A 19,636-nucleotide genomic window follows, 5' to 3' on the forward strand; every position below is an offset into this window, starting at 1 on the left:
ACAAACCCACTATGCGTCGCCCATTTTGCTAAGAATGCTCTCGGCATTGATTATGGACTGCGCGATTTCAGTCGTTGTCGTTCTCTTCGTCATCGCCTGCTTGCGGATCAGGTCGTAGGCGTCGCGTTCGGTAATTCCGCGATGTCGCATCAGGATGAATTTAGCGTCGTTCACCTTTTGCACGTTGTCGAGTTTCTCGCGGACCTTCTTCAACTCTTTCTTGAAGCGAAACTGCTCTTGCTGGTACCGGCGGGCCATCAGCATGCTGCTGAGGACCCCGGCGGCGCGCACCGGCTTTGTAAGGACCGCGTGGGCACCGATCTCGAAAATCACATCCAGAACAGACGGGTTTTCATAACCAATGATCGCGATGATCGTCGGCGCCTTCTCGTTGCTGTTGAGGAAAGAGGTCAGGCGTTGGGCGCTTTGATCCGTGACATCCAGGAAAACCAGATCGAATTTGTCAGGCAGGGTTCTGGGCAACGGCCACATGTGATCAAAATGGCAGCCAATCCGGTTCACCTGTTGCAAGAGTTCGTCAGCACTCCTGTCCCGCGGGTGGACAACCAGCGCATGGAGGTCGCGAAGATCCTGAATCGGATCACTCATTCTTGCGTCCACCTCCAACCACCTTGAGTGTGCGGAAACTCCAATCGTGAATGGTGGGAAAGACCAGGTAGGGATCCGGCTTGATGGCGCGGCGCACCTTGGCCTGTATGACAAACTCCCCTGCCTCATTCACCTTGGCAATGCACGACCGAAGATAGGTATGGTTGTTGTCCGGGTCGATCTTGATCAGCCCCTGGGGCGCGTCAAAGCTGGCGCCCAGCAAGACCTCACGCAGAGACTCGGTGTCGATCTCCCCGGTTTCCTCCAGCGCGGCGGCAAACAGATGGACCTGACTGTACGCCGCCTCGCACCCGCTTGTCACATCGACGGTCGAACCGAACTTTGCCCGGTATGCTTTGAGAAAACTACGGTTCGCAGGCGAGTTGATCGCGCGGAAATAGGGCGCGGCTGTAATGTGACCCGCAGAAGCTTCACAACCGATGGCTTCTATCTCCCCTTCGTTCATCGTAAGGCTGGCAATGGGGCACGTCCGCCCGTCCCCACCTGCGGTGTGGTAGGCCTTATAAAACTCGATACATCCCTGTCCGACAACCGTGGAAAAAATCACGTCCGGCTTTTTGTCCATGATGTCATCGATCACCTCCGAGAAATCCGCCTGTCTGGCCTCGAGGTCGAAATAGACCTCGCCCAGCACTTCGCCGCCGCCCTGGCGCAGCACGTTGCGCATCACGCGGTTGGACTCTCTGGGGTAGATGTAGTCGGAGCCGACGAAATAGAACCGGTTGCCGTAGGTATTCATGAGATAGTTCGCCAGCGGCACGCTGTTCTGGTTCGGGCACGCACCGCCATAGATGACGTTGGGGGAATACTCGAACCCCTCATAGAGGGTGGGATAGAAGAACAGGGCATTGCGGCGCTCAACCACCGGGAGCACCTCTTTGCGCGAGGAAGACATGTAGCACCCGAAAATCACGCCGATCTTGTCTTCGACAATCATTTTCTCGGCCAGTTCCCCGTATTTCCGTGTCACCGACGCCGGATCGTAAGACACCGGTTGGATCGGAATCCCGCGCACCCCGCCTTTCGCGTTGATCTGGTCAATGGCCAACAATGCCCCGTTCAACTGCGACCGCTCGATGATCGACGTCACCCCGGTTTCCGAGAAAAGCAGGCCGATTTTCCAACTCTTCAAAGATCTTTTCCTTTTTCCGAAGCCTGCCGAAATGAAACCGCATCATCTCGATACTCAGCCGAGAGTTTCACAATGGCACTTCCTTCCGGAGGGGAGAAATCACCATGGTCCCCCAAAAGGTAGCCGGCGAGGGGAAACTCAAGATAGCGACGCATCGAGCGGCGCAGCCCGCGCGCCCCAAAGCGCTTATCATACCCTTTCAATGCGATGAAGTCCCTGACATCCGAAGACATCTCCAGCCAGAGACCGTGTTTCTTAAGCCGCCGGTTCAGGCGCTGCAACTCCACATCGACAAGATCCGGCATCTTGCTGCTGTCGATCCAGTTGAATGTATCAATGTGATCTATTCGATTGACCAGTTCCGGCGGAAACCGTTCGAGCAGCGACCGCATGACAATCTCATGTGCGCGTTCGCTTCGTTTTTTGGTCCCTCCCCCCGACATCCGGGACAATAGCCCCCGAACGCCCGTCGCGCGTTCATCCAGCATCATCAGCTCGCGCGCGCCAAGGTTGGACGACATGAAAATCAGGCTGTTCCTGAACGAATAGGTCCGTTCCCCCGACGCGACCGTGAGCAGGCCGTTGTCGAACACGTTCATGAGGGCGAGGACCACCTCGTTGCTGGCCTTTTCCAACTCGTCGAAAAGCACCAGACCCGGAAGGTTTCGCGTTCCCTCGATCTTTTCCTGATCGAGGATGGTGGTGCCTTCCTTGGACCCGACGTATCCCGGCGGCGCGCCGGTGATCGCGGCGGCATAGTGTTCCTGCGAGAGCGTGTTCATGTCGACCCGGCAAAAGGCATCCGCGTCGCCATACATGGCGCGCGCAATCGTGCGGACGGTTTCCGTCTTGCCGACGCCGGTCGGCCCGCAGAACAGAACCGAGGCCAGCGGTTTGCGCGGATCGCCGATATCGACCCGGACGACCTTGAGAATTTCCAGTACCTGCTCGATCGCCTCATCCTGCCCGATGATGGATGCACGCAATTCGTCTTCTATTCTCTGAAGGTCGAAGGAAAAGCGCGACGCAAGCGCCTGCACAGGGCCGGCCCGGCCGTCACCCCGCGACGCGGTTCCGGAGTTTTCATCAGAAAGCGCCGCGGCGAGTTTCTCCTGCCGCTGCCTGTCATGCATCCGATCCGTCAAAAAAGGCATGTATTCTCCTGCCATTGAGAGGGGGCCGGGGCGGTTACGAACAACCGCCCCGGTCCGTTGCGCCGTTTCAGTCGGCTTCTTTTTCCTTGGCGCCGGTCGGAAGGCCTCCGACCGGGCAGCATGCGACGCCGACGGTCGTGCGCGTGAACGATTCGACCTGCTCTCGGGTCTTCTCGGCATCGTTGACCCAGTTGCGATAAAACTCGAACGGGCATTCCGCCACGCCCTTGTCGCCGTCGCCCGAGGCGTGGATGCCGGTATAGCCGCGGTGCAGCAGCTTGAAGAGGTGGTTCTGCGACTGGTCGTTGGCCCGCGCGTCGCGGATTTCCGGGATCGAAAGCTGGGCATACTGGATGCCCATTTCCTCTTCGCCGCATTCGCCCAGCGTGCGGCCGTCGAACCCGATGATCGCCGAATGGCCGAAGTAGCTGTAGACACCGTCGAATCCGGCCGCGTTGGAAACCGCGACATAGGTGTTGTTCGCCCAGGCCATCGCCTTGGCCATGATGACCTGCTGCTCCTTGGCGGGGTACATGTAGCCCTGGCAGCGCACGATGAGTTCCGCCCCCTTCATGGCGCAGTCGCGCCAGATCTCGGGATAGTTGCCGTCGTCGCAGATGATGAGGCTGACCTTGAGCCCTTTCGGCCCCTCGACAACATAGGTCTGGTCGCCGGGATACCATCCTTCGATCGGGTTCCAGGGCAGGATCTTGCGATACTTCTGAACGATTTCGCCCTTGTTGTTCATCAGGATAAGGGTGTTGTACGGGGTCTTCTTCGGGTGTTCCTCGTGGCGCTCACCGGTCAGGGAAAACACCCCCCAGGTGTTGGCCTTCCGGCAAGCCCGCGCAAAAACCTCGGTTTCGTCGCCTGGGATATTCGCGGCCGTTTCCATCATCTCGTCGGCGTCGTACATGATCCCCTGGGTGCTGTATTCGGGGAAAACGACCAGGTCCATGCCCGGCAGCCCCTGCTTCATGCCGATGATCATGTCCCCGATCTTTTCGGCGTTTTCCATGACCTCGGCCTTGGTATGCAGCCGGGGCATCTTGTAGTTTACGACCGCGACGCCAACCGTGGTGTCGCTGCTTGAAATATCGCCATGTCTCATGTCTTTTCCTTTCCCGTTGGGTTGATTGGTGAAGTGTCCTGATCGGTCAGAAGGTCAGGTGTTTCTCGACGAGGTCGTCAGTCAGCTCATCCGATTTTCCGGTCAGAACGACCCGCCCCTTGTCGAGCAGGAGAAATCGGTCCGACGCCGATCTTGCGAACGGCACGTTCTGCTCGACGAGGATAATGCCCAGCCCACGTTCCTGATTGAGCCAGACGATCGCATCCTCGATCTGCTTGACGATGTTCGGCTGAATGCCCTCCGTCGGCTCGTCGAGGATGAGAATCTTGGGGTCCATCGCAAGCGCGCGCGCGATGGCCAGTTGTTGTTGTTGACCACCGGACAAGTCGCCCGCGCGGCGAGAGATGAATTCCTTGAGGATCGGGAACATGTCGAACAGGTAATCGGGGATGTCCCGACTGCCGTCAGTCCTGGCGAACGTTCCCATCACGATGTTTTCACGCACCGTAAACTGAGGGATGATTTCACGTCCCTGCGGGATATAGCCGATCCCCAGCCGCGATCGCTGCGGCGTGGAAAGGCCCAGGATCTCCCGCTCACCAAAGGCAAGACCGCCGTCGCACCGGTCGGTCAACCCCATGATCGATTTCAGCAGTGTCGTCTTGCCGACGCCATTGCGCCCCAGGACCGCGAGGAACTCGCCCTGTTGGAGATCGAAGGAAACGCCCTGAAGGACCGGGCTTGTGCCGTAGTAGGAATACAGATCTCTCGCTTTCAGGTTTTCCATGCTCAATGCCCCAGATACGCTGTCTTGACGTCTTCATTGGCCTCGATTTCTTCGATCGTGCCTTCGGCCAGCATCGCCCCGCGGTTCATCACGATGATCCGGTCGGCCACTGTGCGGACAAAGGACATGTCGTGCTCGACCACGATCAGCGTGTGGTTGTCGCTGAGAGATCGAAAGATTTCCGCGGTGCGTTCGGTTTCCTGGATGGTCATGCCCGCCGTCGGCTCATCCATCAGGATCAACTTGCTGTCCTGCGCGATCAGCATGGCGATCTCGAGCCACTGCGTTTCGCCATGTGAAAGGTTTCCGGCCATTTCGTGCCGCTTGGCACCGAGATTGACCCGGTCGAGGATCGATGCGGCCTCGCGGGCGTCGGTCAGGGAAAGCCGGGTGAGCGCGTTCCACATCCCCGGTCGCCTGGACCTGGCAACCGACAGGTTTTCGTCGACCGTCAAATTCTTGTACACCGAGGGCACCTGGAATTTCCGGCCAATGCCCAGCCGTGCCCTGCGAAACTCGAGCATTTGCGAAATTTCGACACCATTGAGTTGAATGGACCCGTCGGTTGGCTGCGTCTTTCCGCAGATCAGGTCCAGCGTCGTCGACTTCCCCGCGCCATTTGGACCAAGCAGGCAAAGGATTTCACCCTCTTGCACCGAGAAACTGAGGCCATCCACGGCACGAAGCCCGCCGAATTCCACTTGCAGATCCGTAACTTGCAGTTGTTCCATGAGTTCTGCTCCTGCCTTTGACGGCGTTACGTGTTCGGAAAGGTTTCGACGCCGCGTTGATCGCGAGTGCGCCTTATACGGCGGATTTTCCGGACGCTGTCCGAGAGCAAGCCGTAGATGCCACGGGGCATGAACATGACCACCAGAACAAAGATCACACCCAGTATGAGGTGCCACCCTTCGACGAAGACATCCGACAAACGCCCCTCGAGCATGTTGACCACGATGGCCCCGAACGCGGCCGCGATAACGGATTCGCGTCCACCCACCGCGCACCAGATCACGATCGCAAGGCTGAAGGAGACGCTCATGTAAGTTGGCGACGCGAACTCGAGCACCAATGTGTAGAGCATGCCCGCCCACCCCGCGAGCGCCGCGGAAATGCAGAACACAAGCGTCTGATAGCTGGCAACGTTGTAGCCGAAAAACCGGGCCCGGTCGGCATCCTCGCGAATGGCCCGCAGGATCAGGCCGAACTTGCTGTGCGTCAGGTAGACCCCGAACGCCAGCGCCACGACGAGGCATCCCGCAACGAGATTATAAAAACCCATGCTGTAGGGGTCGACGGTCCACCCGAACAGGGACATCTGAGCAAGTCCGGTCAGGCCGTTCTGGCCGCCGGTCAGCCCCTGCTGGTTGATGAACAAAAGCTGGAAGGCGACCAGGAAGGCCAGCGTGATGATGGCGACGAAGACACCGGCGATGCGCGCGCGGAACATGAAGATCGCGATCAGGCCGCCGATGAAGGCGGGTACGAGCAACCCGGCCAGCAAGGTGAACGTCAGGGACTCGAACGGAACCCACAGCCAGGGAAGGGTTTCGACATTGTTCCATCCCATGAAATCGGGCAGCCCGTCGCTGGCGCGCAGTTTCAGGTGCATCGCCATCGCATAAGAGCCCATGCCGAAGGTCGCGGCCTGGCCGAGATTGAGAAGTCCGGCGGTTCCCCAGGACAGCGACAGCGCCATCGACACGATCGCCAGGGCGAGATACCGCGCGAAGGTGTTGAGCTCGAATCCGTCGTAGTTCATGACGGCGGGCACGCCGAAGGCAACCACCAGCGCAAAGATCACGAGAGCAACAAGGTCGTATTGGAATTTGGATGACATGCCTGTTTCCTTAGCGACGTGTTTCGGTCGGGAAGAGCCCGCGAGGACGGAAGCGGATCAGAAGGATGATGCCCGCCAGAACCGCGATGCGGCCGAGCGTGTCATTGATCACGATCGAAAAGATCGCTGTCGCCTCGCCGATCAGGACCGAGGCCGCGGCCGACCCGATCAGACTTCCCAGGCCGCCGACGATGACGACGAGAAAGGCATCGACGACAAGGCCGGTCCCCATGGTCGGAATGGTGCTGAACAGCGGTGTGATGAGCGCGCCGGCAATGCCTGCGAGACCCGCGCCATATGCGAAGGTGATCGAGTAGACGCGTTTCGCCTCGATCCCGTAGCATTCGGAAATGGCCCGGTTCTGGATCACTGCCCTCAGCTTCATCCCGAACTCGGTACGGGTCATCAGAACCCAGGTCGCGGCAAGGACCGCCATCGAGAAAACGATCACGAACAGCCTGTAGTTTGACATGATCAGCGGGCCGATTTCCGTGTTCCCCGAGAGCAGGGCCGGCCCCTTCACGAAACGGGATTCAGCGCCCACGCCCAGGCGCACCGCCTGTTGCAGGATGATCCCGATGCCCCATGTGGCAAGGATGGTATCCAGCGGGCGGTGATAGAGGTTCTGAACGACGACCTTTTCAACGATCCAGCCCACGGCGGCCACGGAAATGAACACGAGCGGCAGCGCCGGCAGAATGCCGATCCCGGCATAGGTCTGCAGCGCCCAGGTCGCATAGGCCCCCAGCATCACGAACTCGCCGTGCGCCAGATTGATAACCCCCATTGCGCCATAGATGATCGCCAGTCCGAGCGCGATCATCAGCAAGATCGAAGCCATGCTCAAACCGGCGAACAGTTGATTTGCAATCACGTCCATAGGCACACCTTTCCCGTTGGTCCGACCCGTGTTTCAGGGCCGGACGCTTTGCTTCTTGCTTGGTAGATTGGTTCAGGCCTTGACCAGCCCTTGGCCGGTGCAGGACTGGCCCGGGTAGGCCGCATAGGGCTTCGGCGCGACCCGTTCCTTGGACTCGATGAGAACCTCGGCCTGACCGTTTGTCTGCCACTGACCGATTTTCGGCCAAAGGTGCGTGTGCAGGTTCTCGTCGATCAGGACTTCGCCCTGCGGTGCGTTCAGCGTCAGGCCAACCGCCGCATCGCGAATGGTTTCCGGCGTGATGTTCGCTGGATCCAGTTTCTCAAGCGCGGCCTTGAACTGATAGACTTGGAAATAGGCCGCCTCGCTTACGAAATGTGTCACCTGGTCAGCGCCGTAACGCGACTTGTAGGCTTCGACGAACTTTTCGTTCTCGGCGGTGGCGTGCCCCATGAAATAGGGGGCCGACGAGAAATGGCCCGCCGCCGCCTCGCCGCCGATCGCTTTGACCTCGACCTCGGAGCGGGTCAGGCTGACCACCGGCATTTTCGACGGATCCAGTTCGGCGGCGTGGTATTGACGCGCAAAGGCCACATCCGAATCACCGACGACGGTGGCGAAAATGACATCCGGTTTTTCCGAACGGATGCGGTTGATGACGGAGCTGAAATCCGAGTGTCCGAGCGGCACATATTCCTCGTTCACGACCTCGCCGCCGTACTGTTTGAGGAGCGTCTTGCAGTAGTTGTTTTCTTCTTTCGGATAGACGTAGTTGTTGCCGATCATGTAGAAACGGGGGCCGAAATTCTCGATCGCCCAGGGAATGAGATCATCCTGCTGCTGGTTCGGGACCGCGCCGCCGTACATGACGTTGCGCGAGCATTCGCGACCCTCGTAGAGGGTCGGATACCAGTAGAGGTTGTTGCGCTGCTCGGTGACCGGAAGAACAGCCTGCCGGCTCGCCGAGGTGTAGGATCCGAAAACGCTGACGCATTTGTCACGGATCATGAGGCGCCGCGCACGGTCGGCATAGGTTGCCGGATCGGATGCGGGATCCTCGATGATCGGCCGCAGCTGGCGACCGTGAATCCCGCCAGACGCGTTGATCTCTTCGATGGCCATCAGCGCGGCGTCATGCAGCGTGCTTTCCACAACGGCAACCGCGCCGGTCAGCGAGAACAGCAGGCCAACAGGGATATCGTTGCCCTGCGCAAAGGCCCGGCCGGCCGAAGACAGCAAGGCCGGTGTCGACAGCATGCCGGCTGTCCCCACGGCTCCAAGGCTCCCAAGAAAATCACGACGTTTCATTCAGACTTCTCCTCTGTTGGATGCGAGCAGCCATTGGATTTGGCAATAAAAAAAGGCCCCCCGGCGCGGTGCAGTCACCACGAACGGAGAGCCTATTTGCTCATCATATTGTCAGGCTCGCATTTGAGCCTGCAACAATCGTTGAGCATAATCACAATTTTTGCAAGATAAATTTTCTTGTTATTTTTCAGCCTATTACCATCACCCAAAGGGGAACTCGGCAACACGAAACCCGGATTCCCAACCTGCAAACTCCTTGGTTCTCAAGGAAATTCGGCGCCAGAATCACGCCACGCGACCGGTCGGAAAATCGCATACTATCGACCCGGCCCCATCCCGCCAGGCAAGCCGCGCGCGCCCGGGAACCGGTGAAACAGCCGGCGCCACCCGCCGCACGTCTTTCGCGGTTCTGGCAGCGAGGGATTTGCGCAGGAAAGCCCTCGGCGCGGGGCCGTTCCGCATCGTCTCAGGCCCCGCCCTGGCAGACCCGAAAATGAGAAGATTCCTCAACTCAAGGGAGATTTCCCTGAAGTTCCGCGACGTTTCGTCCAAAAAATCGGCAAAAACCGCCGAATTCCCCTCTCGGCCCGTCCAAACAGAATCAAAAATTTGCATTTGTTAACGAATCATGCCAGCAATTTGACAGCTTGGGTCCAAAGACGTGCCTGAGCTTCAATTCGGCAGTTAGGCCTCGAACTCAGTCGACAGTGATTCGACGAGTCGGGGCTTTTTTCGTTTTTGCTGTCCCCAACACTCCATCAGTCGGGAAGGAAACACCACAAGGCACAGACGTTCGGCCCCGAAACGCCCCCTGGCACGCTCCGCCCCTGCAAAAATTTCCGCAAGGTGGATCACACCAACCCGATCAAAACGTTCGTCCGTTTGGGCGCTCATCGGCATCGCCGGCGGGCAAAGGGCCGTCGCATGCCTTGAAGACAAATGTCCCGGAAAAATCACCGCCTACAACGACAGAGAGGTAATGCAATGTCTGAATCAATCCAGCACATCGAGCCTGATGAGCTCGAAAAAATAGAAGAGAACGTCGACCACGCCCTCGGCGAAGAATATGAACATGAACCGGTGCCGGCCAAGGCCCGGCGCAGCATGTTCTCCGTCACCATGGTCTGGATGGGCTTTCCGATGATCATCACCGGGGCAATGACCGGTTCGATCCTCGTGCTCGGCATGGGCTTTGCCGCGGCGCTGAAAGCGATGATCATCGGCAACCTGATCATGCTGTTCTATGTCGGCCTGCTGGGCCAGCTGGGCGCCCGCAAGGGTCTGAACTTTGCCCTGCTCGCCAGCATCGTCTTCGGGCGCAAGGGCTATGTCTTTGCCTCCGGCCTGCTCTCGACCCTCTTGCTGGGCTGGTATGCGGTGCAAACCGGGATTACCGGCGCGCTGGTCAGTTCAACCTACGAACTGAATTACGTCGTCATGACGGTGATCGCCGGTGCGCTCTATATCGGCATCACCTTCGTCGGCGTGAGAGGATTGCACATCATCGGGACAATCTCTGTGCCGCTGTTCGTCGTTCTCGGTCTATGGGTTGCCGGCGATGCCGCCGCCACGTCGGGCTGGGACGCGATCCTGGCCTATCCGGGCAACAACGGTGCCGCCACCATGAGCATGGGCGTCGGCCTGACCGTGGTCATCGCACTGTTCATCGACGCCGGCACCGTGAGCGCCGACTTCAACCGATGGGCCGCGGACGAAAAAAGCTCGTGGGTCGCCACCTTCAGCGCCTTCCCCTTCGCCAACCTCGCCGCCATGCTGGTCGGCGGTGTGATGACCGCGGCATTGGCCGTGCCGGATGCGAATCCCTTCGGCACTGACAACATGTTCGGCTACATGAACGCCCAGCAACTGACCTGGCTCAGCGTGCTGGCCTTCCTGTTCCTCTACGTGAACCTCGGCTCGGTCTGTGCCCACTGCCTGTACAACGCCGCCACCGGCTGGTCGCGCATCCTGCGCAGCCACATGCGACTGTTCGCAATCATCCTAGGTGCAATCGGCATCGTGATCGCGGCCACCAACGTCTGGGCCTTCTTCATTCAGTGGCTGTCGCTGCTGGGTATCCTGGTGCCGCCGATCGGTGCGATCATCCTGGTCGATCAGTACCTGGTTCGGAAGGGCTCGAAGATCGATGCCGACTGGCGCGGCACGGCCTTCCTGGCCTGGGCCTGCGGCTCGGCTGTGGCCTTCATCGTCGAGTGGTATTTGCCGCACCTTTCCACGGCAATCTCGGCTGGCCTGGTGGGCGGCGCCGCCTACTATGTTCTGAGTTCACTCTCCGGGAACAACACGCGCGCATAATCTCTTCGGACCTGTTCCGGGCGTGCTGCGGTTCCGGCCGCAGCGCGCAATGCAAACAAAGGAAGCTACCATGACCCAAGACTACGACATTTTCGACCTTGGCACCTTCAAGTTCCAGTGCGGCCTGGCCGTCCCTGACTGCAAGCTGGCCTACAAGACCTTCGGCACACTCAACGCCACCAAGGACAATGTGATCGTCTACCCGACCTGGTACTCGGGCCAGCACTACGACAACGAATGGCTGATCGGACCGGGCATGGCCCTCGATCCCGAAAAGTACTTCATCATCATCCCCAACATGTTCGGAAACGGCCTTTCGTCCTCGCCGTCGAACACGCCCGAACCCTACAATGCCGACCGCTTCCCCGATGTCACCGCCTATGACAACGTGATGGCGCAACACCGGTTGATCACCGAAAAATTCGGTATCGAGAAGATCCGCATGGTGACAGGCTGGTCCATGGGCGCGCTTCAGACTTTCCATTGGGGTGCGCTGTTCCCCGACATGGTGGAGCTGATCGCACCGTTCTGCGGCTCGGCCAAGTGTTCCCGCCACAACTATGTCTTTCTCGAAGGCGTCAAGGCCGCGCTGCGCGCCGATTCCGCCTGGGAAAACGGGCGCTATACGAGCAAGCCGGAAAAGGGCCTGCGCGCAGTGGGCCGGGTCTATGCCGGTTGGGGCCTGTCGCAGACCTTCTACCGCGAAGAACTCGATCTCAAGGCGCTCGGCTATGCGTCGCTGGAAGATTTCCTCATCGGCTTCTGGGAGGGTTTCTTCCTGCCCAAGGATGCAAACAACCTGCTGACCATGGCCTGGACCTGGCAGCACGGCGACATCAGCGACAACGATCTCTACAACGGCGACTACAAGGCGGCACTCGGTGCGATCAAGGCAAAGGCCTATGTCATGCCCGGTCAGACCGATCTGTATTTCCCGGTCGAGGACAGCCAGAATGAGGTCGCGAACATGCCCAACGCCGACTATGTCCCCGTTCCCTCGATCTGGGGCCATTTCGCGGGCGGTCCCGGCACGAATCCAGATGATGTGAAATTCATCGACCAGAAACTGACGGAACTGTTGGCGAGCTGAACGGCGGTTCCCGGTAAAGACCAGAGCGGCGCCGAAACGGCGCCGCTTGTTTCTGGACCTGTCACGCTTTGATGCCGCTCCGGTTTCTCATTTATGCGGCTTGAGCTTCGAAGGCCGAGGAGTTTTTCCAGGTCAAGGCCGAGTGCCGCGGGTCCGGGTTGCCGAAACCGTTGGTGCATGCGCAGTTCGCCAGTTCCGCTGCTCAGCGCGTCGACAACGACCGCTGCCAAAGGAATTCGGCCTGGCACCGGGGGCGCTGACGCGGGACGCGGCCAGCCTGTTCGAATTCCACCATCAGAGGGGTGACGGCGACCGAGGCGACGACGCCGGGCATCGGCGCGCCGACAGGGGCCGGGTTGACGCGAACCTTCATGTTGTAGTCGATCACGCGCTTGACAGGTACCGGTCCCTTCATGAGCGTTGGTCTCCTTGGTTGCTCGGCGCGGGAGACAGGGCGCCGTCGTCGTCATGGCCGGGGACGGGTGGCGAGCAGCCGTTCGGCTTTTTCCAGAACCGGTGCGTCAATCATCTGCCCCTCGAAGCGAAAGGCGCCGTTCTGACCTTCGGCCGCCTGTCGTACGCGGCGCGCCCAATCGAGCAAAGCCTCGGCCGGGGCAAAGGCATGGTTCACCGTCGCAGCTTGAGCAGGGTGAATGCACATCATGCCACCGAAGCCACAGGCATGGGCATGGGCCGCGGCGTCCCCCAGACCCCCTACATCCGCCAGATCCGCGAACACCCCATCAACCGGAGGCGCCAGCCCGGCGGCGGTTGAGGCGGCCACAAGCTGGAAGCGGGCCATGTCCAGCATCGACCGACCGCCGGCCTGCCGGTCGTCGAGCCCGAGGTCCAGAGCCAGATCGATAGTACCCAGAAGCATGCGTGCCATGCCAGGCAATTGCACCATGCCCCGCAAGTCGTTGAGTCCCTGCGCGGTCTCGACCAAAGGCCAGATCGGGGTATCCATATCCCGGCGGGCACGGGACAACGCCGCGAGGTCGGCCTTGGGCAAGACGACTCCGGCAACGGCGGAATGCGTCGCCAGCGCCCCATCCTCGGCGTACCAAGGCGTATCCACCGCGTTCACGCGCAGCAGAACCGAGGCAGCCGGAAGCCCCCCGAGGAAGGCGGCCACGGCGCGGCGCGCGCGCGGCTTGTCCTCGGGGGCCACCGCATCCTCGAGGTCGATGATGGTGGCGCAGGCCGCACTGGCCACCGCCTTGGGAATACGGTCTTCGCGGTCACCCGGCACGAAAAGCAGGCTTCTGGCGTTTTCGAAGGGGGCGCTCACAGCGCCCCCTCCCGGTGCAGACGGTCGATCTCGGTGGAGGAGAACCCGAGACCGGACAGCACCGTGTCGGTATGTTCGCCGAGCGCCGGGACAGGGTCCATGCGCGGCGCGTAGCCGTCGAAGCCGCCGGGCGGCAAGAGCGCGGGGATCGGGCCGGCCGGGCTGCCGACCTCGCGCCAGCGGTCGCGCGCCCGGAGCTGGGCATGGTCCCACAGGCCGGCCATGTCGTTCATCCGGGCATTGGCGATGCCGGCAGCGTCGAGCCGGGCGATAACCGCGTCGCCGGTCAGCCCGGCGAAGGCGGCGGTGATCAGATCGGTCAGTGCCTCGCGGTTCGCCGCACGCCGCGCGTTGCTGTCGAACCGGGCATCCTGTTTCAGCGCGGGCTGGTGCAGCACCGCGTCGCAGAAGGCCGCCCATTCCCGTTCGTTCTGCAGCCCGAGGATCACCACCGAGCCGTCGCCCGCCGGGAACGGACCATAGGGAAAGATCGTGGCGTGGCTGGCCCCGGCGCGGGCGGGCGGCGGCGCGCCGTCATAGGCGTAATACATCGGGTAACCCATCCATTCGGCCAGCGCCTCGAGCATGGAGACCTCGATGGTGGCGCCCTGCCCCGTCTTGCCGCGCTGGATCAACGCCGCGAGGGTGTTGGTATAGGCATACATGCCCGCGGCGATATCGGCGATGGAGACGCCCGACTTGCTGGGCTGCTCCGGGGTGCCGGTGACCGAGAGGAACCCGGCCTCGGCCTGCACCAGCAGGTCATAGGCCTTGCGGTCCCGGTCGGGCCCGTCGGGGCCGTAGCCCGAGATGTTGCAGACGATCAGGCCGGGATTCACATCGGACAGCGCCGCGCGGGTCAGGCCCAGCCGCGCTGCTGCCCCGGGCGCGAGGTTCTGCACCAGCACGTCGGCCTTGGCCAGCAGGCGGTGCAGCACCTCGTCGGCCTGCGGATGCTTGACGTCGAGCGTCAGGCTTTCCTTCGATCGGTTGGCCCAGACGAAATGCGACGCCTGCCCGCCGACGCGTTCGTCATAAGCGCGGGCAAAATCGCCGGTGCCGGGGCGCTCGACCTTGATCACCCTTGCGCCCAGATCGGCCAGTTGCCGGGTGGCGAAGGGGGCGGCCACGGCATGCTCCAGCGTGACCACCGTCACCCCGTCCAGCGGCCGCATCAGAACGACCTCGGCAGGCCGAGGATGTGCTCGGCAACGTAGGACAGGATCAGATTGGTGGAGATCGGCGCCACCTGGTAGAGGCGGGTTTCGCGGAACTTGCGCTCCACGTCGTATTCGTTGGCAAAGCCGAAACCGCCGTGGAATTGCAGGCAGGCATTGGCGGCCTCCCAACTGGCCTTGGCGGCAAGGTATTTTGCCATGTTGGCCTGCGCGCCGCAGGGTTCGCCCGCGTCGAACAGCCGGCAGGCCTCGAACCGCATCAGGTTGGCGGCCTCGACCTCGATATGGGCCTCGGCGATGGGGAATTGCACGCCCTGGTTCTGGCCGATCGGGCGGTCGAAGACGGTGCGTTCCCTCACGTAGTCGGAGACCTTGTCGATGAACCAGTAGCCGTCGCCGATGCATTCGGCGGCGATCAGCGTGCGCTCGGCGTTGAGCCCGTCGAGGATGTATTTGAAGCCCATCCCCTCCTCGCCGATCAGGTTTTCCTCCGGGATTTCGAGATTGTCGAAGAACAGTTCGTTGGTCTCGTGGTTGACCATGTTGGGGATCGGCTTCACCTCCATCCCGTTGCCGATCACCTGCTTCAGGTCGACGATGAAGATCGACATGCCGTGCGACTTCTTCTTGACCTCGGACAGCGGCGTGGTGCGCGCCAGCAGGATCATCAGGTCGGAATGCTGAACCCGGCTGATCCAGACCTTCTGGCCGTTGACGACATATCGGTCGCCCTTCTTGACGGCGGTGGTCTTGATCTTGGTGGTGTCGGTGCCGGTGGTGGGTTCGGTCACCCCCATCGACTGCAGGCGCAGTTCACCGCGGGCGATCCTGGGCAGATAGGCCTGTTTCTGCGCGTCCGAGCCGTGCCGCAGCAGCGTGCCCATGTTGTACATCTGCCCGTGGCAGGCGCCGGAATTGCCGCCGGCGCGGTTGATCTCCTCCATGATCACCGAGGCCTCGGCCAGCCCGAGGCCGGAGCCACCGAACTCCTCGGGGATCAGCGCGGCGAGCCAGCCCGCCTCGGTCAGGGCGTCGACGAAGGCCTCGGGATAGCCGCGCTGCTCGTCCACCTTGCGGTGGTACTCGGGCGGAAAGGTGGCGCAGAGGCCGCGCACGGCCTCGCGGATGTCCTGATGGGGGTCACTCATGTGTCTTGTCCTTTGGTCAGCGCGGCGGTTGCGCTCATGGCGAGGGCGCCATCGTGGCGCCGCACCCAGAGGCGGACGGTTTCGCCGTCCGGATCGGGCGCGCCGTGAACAGAGAAATCATGCAGGTCAAAGATCGGCGCCTGCGCGCGGAACGAAAACCGCGCCACCCGCGCGCCGGGATCATTCCGGCGCAGCAAATCCAGCATCAGCGTCGCCAGCAGCGGGCCGTGCACCACGAGGCCGGGATACCCCTCGTGATGCAGGCAATAGTCGCGGTCGTAGTGAATGCGATGGCCGTTGAAGGTCAGCGCCGAGTAACGCTGCAGCAGCACCGGGTCGGGGTGGATCACCCGTGAGAACGTCGCATCTTCAGGCGCCGGTTTCGGTGTGGGGGTCGGGGCGCCGGGTTGGGGCGCGGCGCGATAAACGATGTCCTGCTCTTCCTCGACGCAAAGGGTTTCACCGTCCAGCACCCGGTGCGCGACAGTAACGAAAACCAGCGCGCCGCCACGCCCGGATTTGAGCGCGACGTCCTTGACGGTCGAGACCCGGCGCAAGCGCCGGCCGATGCACAGCGGGGCGTGGAACTCCAGCCGGCTGCCGGCCCACATCCGGCGCGGCAGCGGAACCGGCGGCAGGAAACCGCCGCGCGCCGCATGGCCGTCAGGGCCGAGTTCGCCGTGCCGGCTGGGGGCAAGGAAATACAGCCAGTGCCAGCATGGCGGCAAGACTGTGCCGTCGTCATACGGGGGATCCGACCGATCCAGGGTGGCGGCCAGACCGTTGGCGGGAAAGGCGGCGATCCGCTCCTCCACCTGTTCGGATCGGCCGATCCATTGCTGAAGGTGTTCGATGTCCACGGTCCGGCTCCTGCGCTGCTGCGGGTTCCTGTGTTTTGCCACCTTAATTGCGTTTCTCAAATTCGCGATTTAACAAGGCTGCATTCGGGAACACCGAACGCAGGGAGGCCGCGATGCACATTCAGTTTCAGGATCTTCAGCTGTTCGTGCAGGTCGCCGAGGCGGGAAACCTGACCCAGGGCGCGCGGCGCGCCTTTCTCTCGGCCCCGGCGGCCAGCGCGCGCATCCGTGGGTTGGAGCAACAGCTCGGCGCCCAGATCATCTATCGCAGCAACAAGGGGGTGAGCCTGACCAAGGCCGGAGAGACCCTTTTGCACCATGCCCGGCTGATCCTGCGGCAGGTCGATTTCCTCAAGGATGATTTCGCCAGCGGCGAGACCGGCGGCCATGTCCGCATCTTCGCCAACACCACCGCCGTGACCGAGTTCCTGCCCGAGTTCCTGGCCCGGTTCCTGGCCGATCGCCCGCAGCTCACCGTCGATCTGCAGGAACGGCTGACCCATGACATCCTGCGCGGCATCCAGGACGGCACCGCCGATCTCGGGATCTTCTCGGGCGAGGTGGACGCAGGGGGGCTGGAGGTGATCCGGTTCTCGACCGACCGCCTGCTGCTGGCGACGCCGCGCGATCACCGGCTGGCCGAGAGCGGCGAGGTCCGCTTTGCCGAGACGCTGGAGTGTGAACATATCGGGCTGCACGAGGGCAGCACGCTGCTGGCCTTCCTGCGCAGCCTGATGGAAAAGAACGGCTATGAACGCGCACTGCGAATCCAGGTGCGCAGTTTCGAGGCGATGTGCCGGATGGTCGAGGCCGGGGTCGGCATCGGCGTGGTGCCCGAATCCGCCGCCCGGCGCCACGCCCGCACCATGCGCCTGAGCCTTGTGCGGCTGTCCGACGAATGGGCCCTGCGCGACCGCTGCGTCGCCGTGCGTGACCGCACCGCCCTGCCGCGCAGCGCCCGGGCGCTGGTTGACGCGCTGGTACGCTCCGGCGTGGGCGGCGACACCGCCGCCTGAACGATCCCGCCTACCCCAAACCGTTATATCCGCTTGCACCCATTGGGATTGGAAAGCGCGTGACACGGCTGACATCCTGACGTCGGCATCCCCACGCGGCTACCGGGCGTGTTCCGCTTTCAAGGAACGTCGCGAAGGACCGACACCGCACGTCGCTATGAGTCAGGACACAGAATGGACGATCTCTCGCCCCCGCCGGCGGCGCCGCAGGGCGCGGCGCAGGCCAATCCCCGCATCCCCTACAGTCTGGCCAGCCGGCAGAAACCGTTGACCGGACCGGACGGCGCCCGCCTGATCGTCAACCTGGTGGTCAACATCGAGCATTGGCCCTTCGACAGGGCGATGCCGCGCAAGCTGTTGACCGCGCCGCATGAGCGCGAAAAGATCCCGGACGTGCCAAATTTCTGCTGGGCAGACTACGGCATGCGGGCCGGCATGGCGCGGTTGTTGTCCCTGTTCACCGCGCGCGACCTGCCGGTCTCGGCCAGCATCAATGCCACCGCGATCGACGCCTATCCCGACTGCGCCGCGGCGATCCGCGACGCGGGCTGGGAATTTGTCGGCCACGGCATGCACCAGACCAGCCTGCAGGCCGGGGGTCGCGCTCACCGTCGAGCATGAGGTCGACTCGCTCCTGACCATCATCCGCATGGCGGAGGCGGGCAACGTCGCGACGATCCTGCCCTACAACGCCGTGCAACGAGAGGCCGAGGAGGGGCATATCACCGCCACCCGGATCGACCCCGCGCAGCAGCGGCGCACGCTGGTCTTGGCGACCACGACTCACCATCCGGTTCGCGCGGCGATGCGCATCGTCGCCCAGCTATGCGCCGATATCGTACAGAAAATGGCTCAAAACGGGGAATGGCGGGGGATCATCCCCAAACGCTGAACCCGTGAGGGCCAACCACCCTCCGGACAGGTCAGATCCATCAACCCGCGCAGGTCGTCCAACGCGTCGAGATCTTCGATGCAGGCCATCAGCGCCGAGGATTGCGCCTCCGACAACGGCAGGACAGCCGCACGGCAATTGGCGCGGAATTTTTCCGCGCGCTGTTGTTCCGTCACCGGGTTGGCCGGATGACCGAGAGCCTGTTTGACGGTTTCGGTCCCCACCGCGCCATCGGCATACTCAAGGGTCACGCGGCTGGGGCCGAAGGCGCTGGGTTCGCTTATGTCGAAGGTATCGACCTCGAACAGGTTGAAATAGCCGAACCGGCCCTGCAGCGTGTTCCGGGTCGCGACAAGACCGGCGGCGGCGAGATCCACCGCCTCGACCGCGGCGCGGGCGTTGAAACCGATCTGCAGGGCGAGTAGCATGGTGCCCTCCTCATGCGCCTGCATGGAGCCTGCGGACTGGGCGTATTGCGCGCCGAAGGCGTGGATCAGCCCGTCGCGGTCGAGCCCGGCGATCTTGCCCACTGCCGCGACCGCGCCAAAGCCGCCGATCACCGCCGGGCGAAAGACCTTCATCGGTGCGGTGCCGGCAAGGCCCATTGCTGCGATCAAATTCGGAATTATGCACGCAATAGGTGTTCATCAGCGCAGCCAGCCCAGCAGGATAGCGCCCGGCCCGGCCAAACACCCGGGCCTGACCGCACTGTCCCCAGCCTTCGGCGGTGCCGAACAGCGCGCCCGCCCATTGGCCGGTGCTGCCCGCCAACCCGACGCCCATGGTGTCGAGGATCAGTCGGCGGGCCGCCGCGCGGGTGGTCTCCGACAGATCCGCGTATCGGGTGGCGATCACGTGATCGGCGAGTTGTGCGACGGCGTCCATGCGTCAAGCTCCAATCAGGTCTGCGGGGGCGGTGTTGCCGGGCGCCTAGCTGTGAACTCTCAGCAGGTTGTTCATCCGGTTCGGAGTTAGGCTGCAATCGCCAAACTCCAGCCGAGGACCCCGAAGGATGAACAACCCGCACCAGAATGCCCGCACC

General features: G+C 62.1%; 20 protein-coding genes and 1 pseudogene. 5 read left to right on the forward strand and 16 right to left on the reverse strand.

The annotated features are described in order from the left end of the window. Positions 1 to 9: 9 nt before the first annotated feature. From P1U75_RS18475 to P1U75_RS18515, 9 genes are all read right to left on the reverse strand, one after another. Complete coding sequence (locus P1U75_RS18475; RefSeq protein WP_300245916.1) at positions 10 to 609, reverse strand: ANTAR domain-containing protein; 600 nt, start codon at positions 607 to 609, stop codon at positions 10 to 12. Next, entirely contained in the window at positions 602 to 1,762 is a 1,161-nt protein-coding gene (locus P1U75_RS18480) for a transporter substrate-binding domain-containing protein (protein ID WP_300245918.1), read from the reverse strand. The genes P1U75_RS18475 and P1U75_RS18480 overlap by 8 nt, the downstream gene beginning before the upstream one ends. Beyond that, positions 1,759 to 2,916, reverse strand: coding sequence for an AAA family ATPase (locus P1U75_RS18485; RefSeq protein ID WP_300245920.1), 1,158 nt, complete (start codon positions 2,914 to 2,916; stop codon positions 1,759 to 1,761). The genes P1U75_RS18480 and P1U75_RS18485 overlap by 4 nt, the downstream gene beginning before the upstream one ends. A gap of 67 nt (positions 2,917 to 2,983) precedes the next feature. After that, complete coding sequence (locus P1U75_RS18490) at positions 2,984 to 4,027, reverse strand: aliphatic amidase (protein WP_300245922.1); 1,044 nt, start codon at positions 4,025 to 4,027, stop codon at positions 2,984 to 2,986. A 46-nt stretch (positions 4,028 to 4,073) separates the two neighbouring features. Further along, positions 4,074 to 4,775, reverse strand: coding sequence for an urea ABC transporter ATP-binding subunit UrtE (urtE, locus tag P1U75_RS18495; RefSeq protein ID WP_300245924.1), 702 nt, complete (start codon positions 4,773 to 4,775; stop codon positions 4,074 to 4,076). 2 nt (positions 4,776 to 4,777) lie between these two features. Further along, complete coding sequence (gene urtD, locus P1U75_RS18500; RefSeq protein WP_300245926.1) at positions 4,778 to 5,506, reverse strand: urea ABC transporter ATP-binding protein UrtD; 729 nt, start codon at positions 5,504 to 5,506, stop codon at positions 4,778 to 4,780. Between the two features lie 26 nt (positions 5,507 to 5,532). Beyond that, positions 5,533 to 6,615 carry an urea ABC transporter permease subunit UrtC gene (gene urtC, locus P1U75_RS18505; RefSeq protein WP_300245928.1) on the reverse strand — a complete coding sequence of 361 codons (1,083 nt, stop codon included), beginning with the start codon at positions 6,613 to 6,615 and terminating at the stop codon, positions 5,533 to 5,535. 10 nt (positions 6,616 to 6,625) lie between these two features. After that, a complete protein-coding gene (urtB, locus tag P1U75_RS18510) occupies positions 6,626 to 7,495 on the reverse strand; it encodes an urea ABC transporter permease subunit UrtB (RefSeq protein ID WP_300245930.1) in 870 nt (289 codons plus the stop codon). 72 nt (positions 7,496 to 7,567) lie between these two features. Further along, a complete protein-coding gene (locus P1U75_RS18515) occupies positions 7,568 to 8,803 on the reverse strand; it encodes a transporter substrate-binding domain-containing protein (protein ID WP_300245932.1) in 1,236 nt (411 codons plus the stop codon). Positions 8,804 to 9,787: 984 nt separating this feature from the next. Between P1U75_RS18515 and P1U75_RS18520 the strand changes: the two genes are divergently transcribed. Both P1U75_RS18520 and P1U75_RS18525 read left to right on the forward strand, forming a co-directional pair. Beyond that, positions 9,788 to 11,119, forward strand: a complete 1,332-nt coding sequence (locus P1U75_RS18520) for a cytosine permease (protein WP_300245934.1) — start codon at positions 9,788 to 9,790, stop codon at positions 11,117 to 11,119. Between the two features lie 70 nt (positions 11,120 to 11,189). Beyond that, positions 11,190 to 12,209 (forward strand): alpha/beta fold hydrolase, encoded by a 1,020-nt coding sequence (locus P1U75_RS18525; protein ID WP_300245937.1) that lies wholly within the window; start codon positions 11,190 to 11,192, stop codon positions 12,207 to 12,209. Positions 12,210 to 12,411: 202 nt separating this feature from the next. Here P1U75_RS18525 and P1U75_RS18530 read toward each other — a convergent pair whose 3' ends face one another. Genes P1U75_RS18530 through P1U75_RS18550 form a run of 5 tightly spaced genes read right to left on the reverse strand, consistent with a single transcriptional unit; the run spans position 12,412 to position 16,686 of the window. Then, a complete protein-coding gene (locus P1U75_RS18530) occupies positions 12,412 to 12,624 on the reverse strand; it encodes a hypothetical protein (RefSeq protein ID WP_300245940.1) in 213 nt (70 codons plus the stop codon). 51 nt (positions 12,625 to 12,675) lie between these two features. Next, positions 12,676 to 13,500, reverse strand: coding sequence for a CoA ester lyase (locus tag P1U75_RS18535; protein WP_300245942.1), 825 nt, complete (start codon positions 13,498 to 13,500; stop codon positions 12,676 to 12,678). Beyond that, complete coding sequence (locus P1U75_RS18540) at positions 13,497 to 14,675, reverse strand: CaiB/BaiF CoA-transferase family protein (protein ID WP_300245944.1); 1,179 nt, start codon at positions 14,673 to 14,675, stop codon at positions 13,497 to 13,499. The genes P1U75_RS18535 and P1U75_RS18540 overlap by 4 nt, the downstream gene beginning before the upstream one ends. Further along, positions 14,675 to 15,826, reverse strand: coding sequence for an acyl-CoA dehydrogenase family protein (locus tag P1U75_RS18545; RefSeq protein ID WP_300245946.1), 1,152 nt, complete (start codon positions 15,824 to 15,826; stop codon positions 14,675 to 14,677). Before P1U75_RS18545 ends, P1U75_RS18540 begins: the two co-directional genes overlap by 1 nt. After that, a complete protein-coding gene (locus P1U75_RS18550; protein WP_300245948.1) occupies positions 15,823 to 16,686 on the reverse strand; it encodes a MaoC family dehydratase N-terminal domain-containing protein in 864 nt (287 codons plus the stop codon). Before P1U75_RS18550 ends, P1U75_RS18545 begins: the two co-directional genes overlap by 4 nt. A 113-nt stretch (positions 16,687 to 16,799) precedes the next feature. On the opposite strand from P1U75_RS18550, the gene P1U75_RS18555 reads away from it, so the two are divergent. From P1U75_RS18555 to P1U75_RS18565, 3 genes are all read left to right on the forward strand, one after another. Next, positions 16,800 to 17,702 (forward strand): LysR substrate-binding domain-containing protein, encoded by a 903-nt coding sequence (locus P1U75_RS18555; protein WP_300245950.1) that lies wholly within the window; start codon positions 16,800 to 16,802, stop codon positions 17,700 to 17,702. Positions 17,703 to 17,876: 174 nt separating this feature from the next. Further along, on the forward strand, positions 17,877 to 18,323 hold the full coding sequence (locus P1U75_RS18560; RefSeq protein ID WP_300245953.1) for a hypothetical protein: 447 nt from the start codon (positions 17,877 to 17,879) through the stop codon (positions 18,321 to 18,323). Positions 18,324 to 18,351: 28 nt separating this feature from the next. Then, positions 18,352 to 18,594 (forward strand): hypothetical protein, encoded by a 243-nt coding sequence (locus tag P1U75_RS18565; RefSeq protein WP_300245956.1) that lies wholly within the window; start codon positions 18,352 to 18,354, stop codon positions 18,592 to 18,594. Here the strand turns inward: P1U75_RS18565 and P1U75_RS18570 are convergent. Together P1U75_RS18570 and P1U75_RS20640 are read right to left on the reverse strand one after the other, a co-directional pair. After that, on the reverse strand, positions 18,555 to 19,199 hold the full coding sequence (locus tag P1U75_RS18570; RefSeq protein WP_300245959.1) for an MmgE/PrpD family protein: 645 nt from the start codon (positions 19,197 to 19,199) through the stop codon (positions 18,555 to 18,557). The genes P1U75_RS18565 and P1U75_RS18570 overlap by 40 nt on opposite strands. 19 nt (positions 19,200 to 19,218) lie before the next feature. Beyond that, a pseudogene (locus P1U75_RS20640) lies at positions 19,219 to 19,479 on the reverse strand (MmgE/PrpD family protein); the annotation flags it as partial. Between the last annotated feature and the right edge of the window lie 157 nt (positions 19,480 to 19,636).

Source organism: Antarcticimicrobium sp., assembly GCF_029212575.1.
GTDB lineage: Bacteria > Pseudomonadota > Alphaproteobacteria > Rhodobacterales > Rhodobacteraceae > Antarcticimicrobium.

Excerpts from the sequence above, each read along its gene's own strand:
- P1U75_RS18475 (WP_300245916.1), bottom strand. The coding sequence starts at position 609 with ATGAGTGATCCGATTCAGGATCTTCGCGACCTCCATGCGCTGGTTGTC.
- P1U75_RS18485 (WP_300245920.1), bottom strand. The coding sequence starts at position 2,916 with ATGCCTTTTTTGACGGATCGGATGCATGACAGGCAGCGGCAGGAGAAA.
- P1U75_RS18490 (WP_300245922.1), bottom strand. The coding sequence starts at position 4,027 with ATGAGACATGGCGATATTTCAAGCAGCGACACCACGGTTGGCGTCGCG.
- urtE (WP_300245924.1), bottom strand. The coding sequence starts at position 4,775 with ATGGAAAACCTGAAAGCGAGAGATCTGTATTCCTACTACGGCACAAGC.
- urtD (WP_300245926.1), bottom strand. The coding sequence starts at position 5,506 with ATGGAACAACTGCAAGTTACGGATCTGCAAGTGGAATTCGGCGGGCTT.
- urtC (WP_300245928.1), bottom strand. The coding sequence starts at position 6,615 with ATGTCATCCAAATTCCAATACGACCTTGTTGCTCTCGTGATCTTTGCG.
- urtB (WP_300245930.1), bottom strand. The coding sequence starts at position 7,495 with ATGGACGTGATTGCAAATCAACTGTTCGCCGGTTTGAGCATGGCTTCG.
- P1U75_RS18515 (WP_300245932.1), bottom strand. The coding sequence starts at position 8,803 with ATGAAACGTCGTGATTTTCTTGGGAGCCTTGGAGCCGTGGGGACAGCC.
- P1U75_RS18520 (WP_300245934.1), top strand. The coding sequence starts at position 9,788 with ATGTCTGAATCAATCCAGCACATCGAGCCTGATGAGCTCGAAAAAATA.
- P1U75_RS18525 (WP_300245937.1), top strand. The coding sequence starts at position 11,190 with ATGACCCAAGACTACGACATTTTCGACCTTGGCACCTTCAAGTTCCAG.
- P1U75_RS18530 (WP_300245940.1), bottom strand. The coding sequence starts at position 12,624 with ATGAAGGGACCGGTACCTGTCAAGCGCGTGATCGACTACAACATGAAG.
- P1U75_RS18540 (WP_300245944.1), bottom strand. The coding sequence starts at position 14,675 with ATGCGGCCGCTGGACGGGGTGACGGTGGTCACGCTGGAGCATGCCGTG.
- P1U75_RS18545 (WP_300245946.1), bottom strand. The coding sequence starts at position 15,826 with ATGAGTGACCCCCATCAGGACATCCGCGAGGCCGTGCGCGGCCTCTGC.
- P1U75_RS18555 (WP_300245950.1), top strand. The coding sequence starts at position 16,800 with ATGCACATTCAGTTTCAGGATCTTCAGCTGTTCGTGCAGGTCGCCGAG.
- P1U75_RS18560 (WP_300245953.1), top strand. The coding sequence starts at position 17,877 with ATGGACGATCTCTCGCCCCCGCCGGCGGCGCCGCAGGGCGCGGCGCAG.
- P1U75_RS18565 (WP_300245956.1), top strand. The coding sequence starts at position 18,352 with ATGGCGGAGGCGGGCAACGTCGCGACGATCCTGCCCTACAACGCCGTG.
- P1U75_RS18570 (WP_300245959.1), bottom strand. The coding sequence starts at position 19,199 with ATGGGCCTTGCCGGCACCGCACCGATGAAGGTCTTTCGCCCGGCGGTG.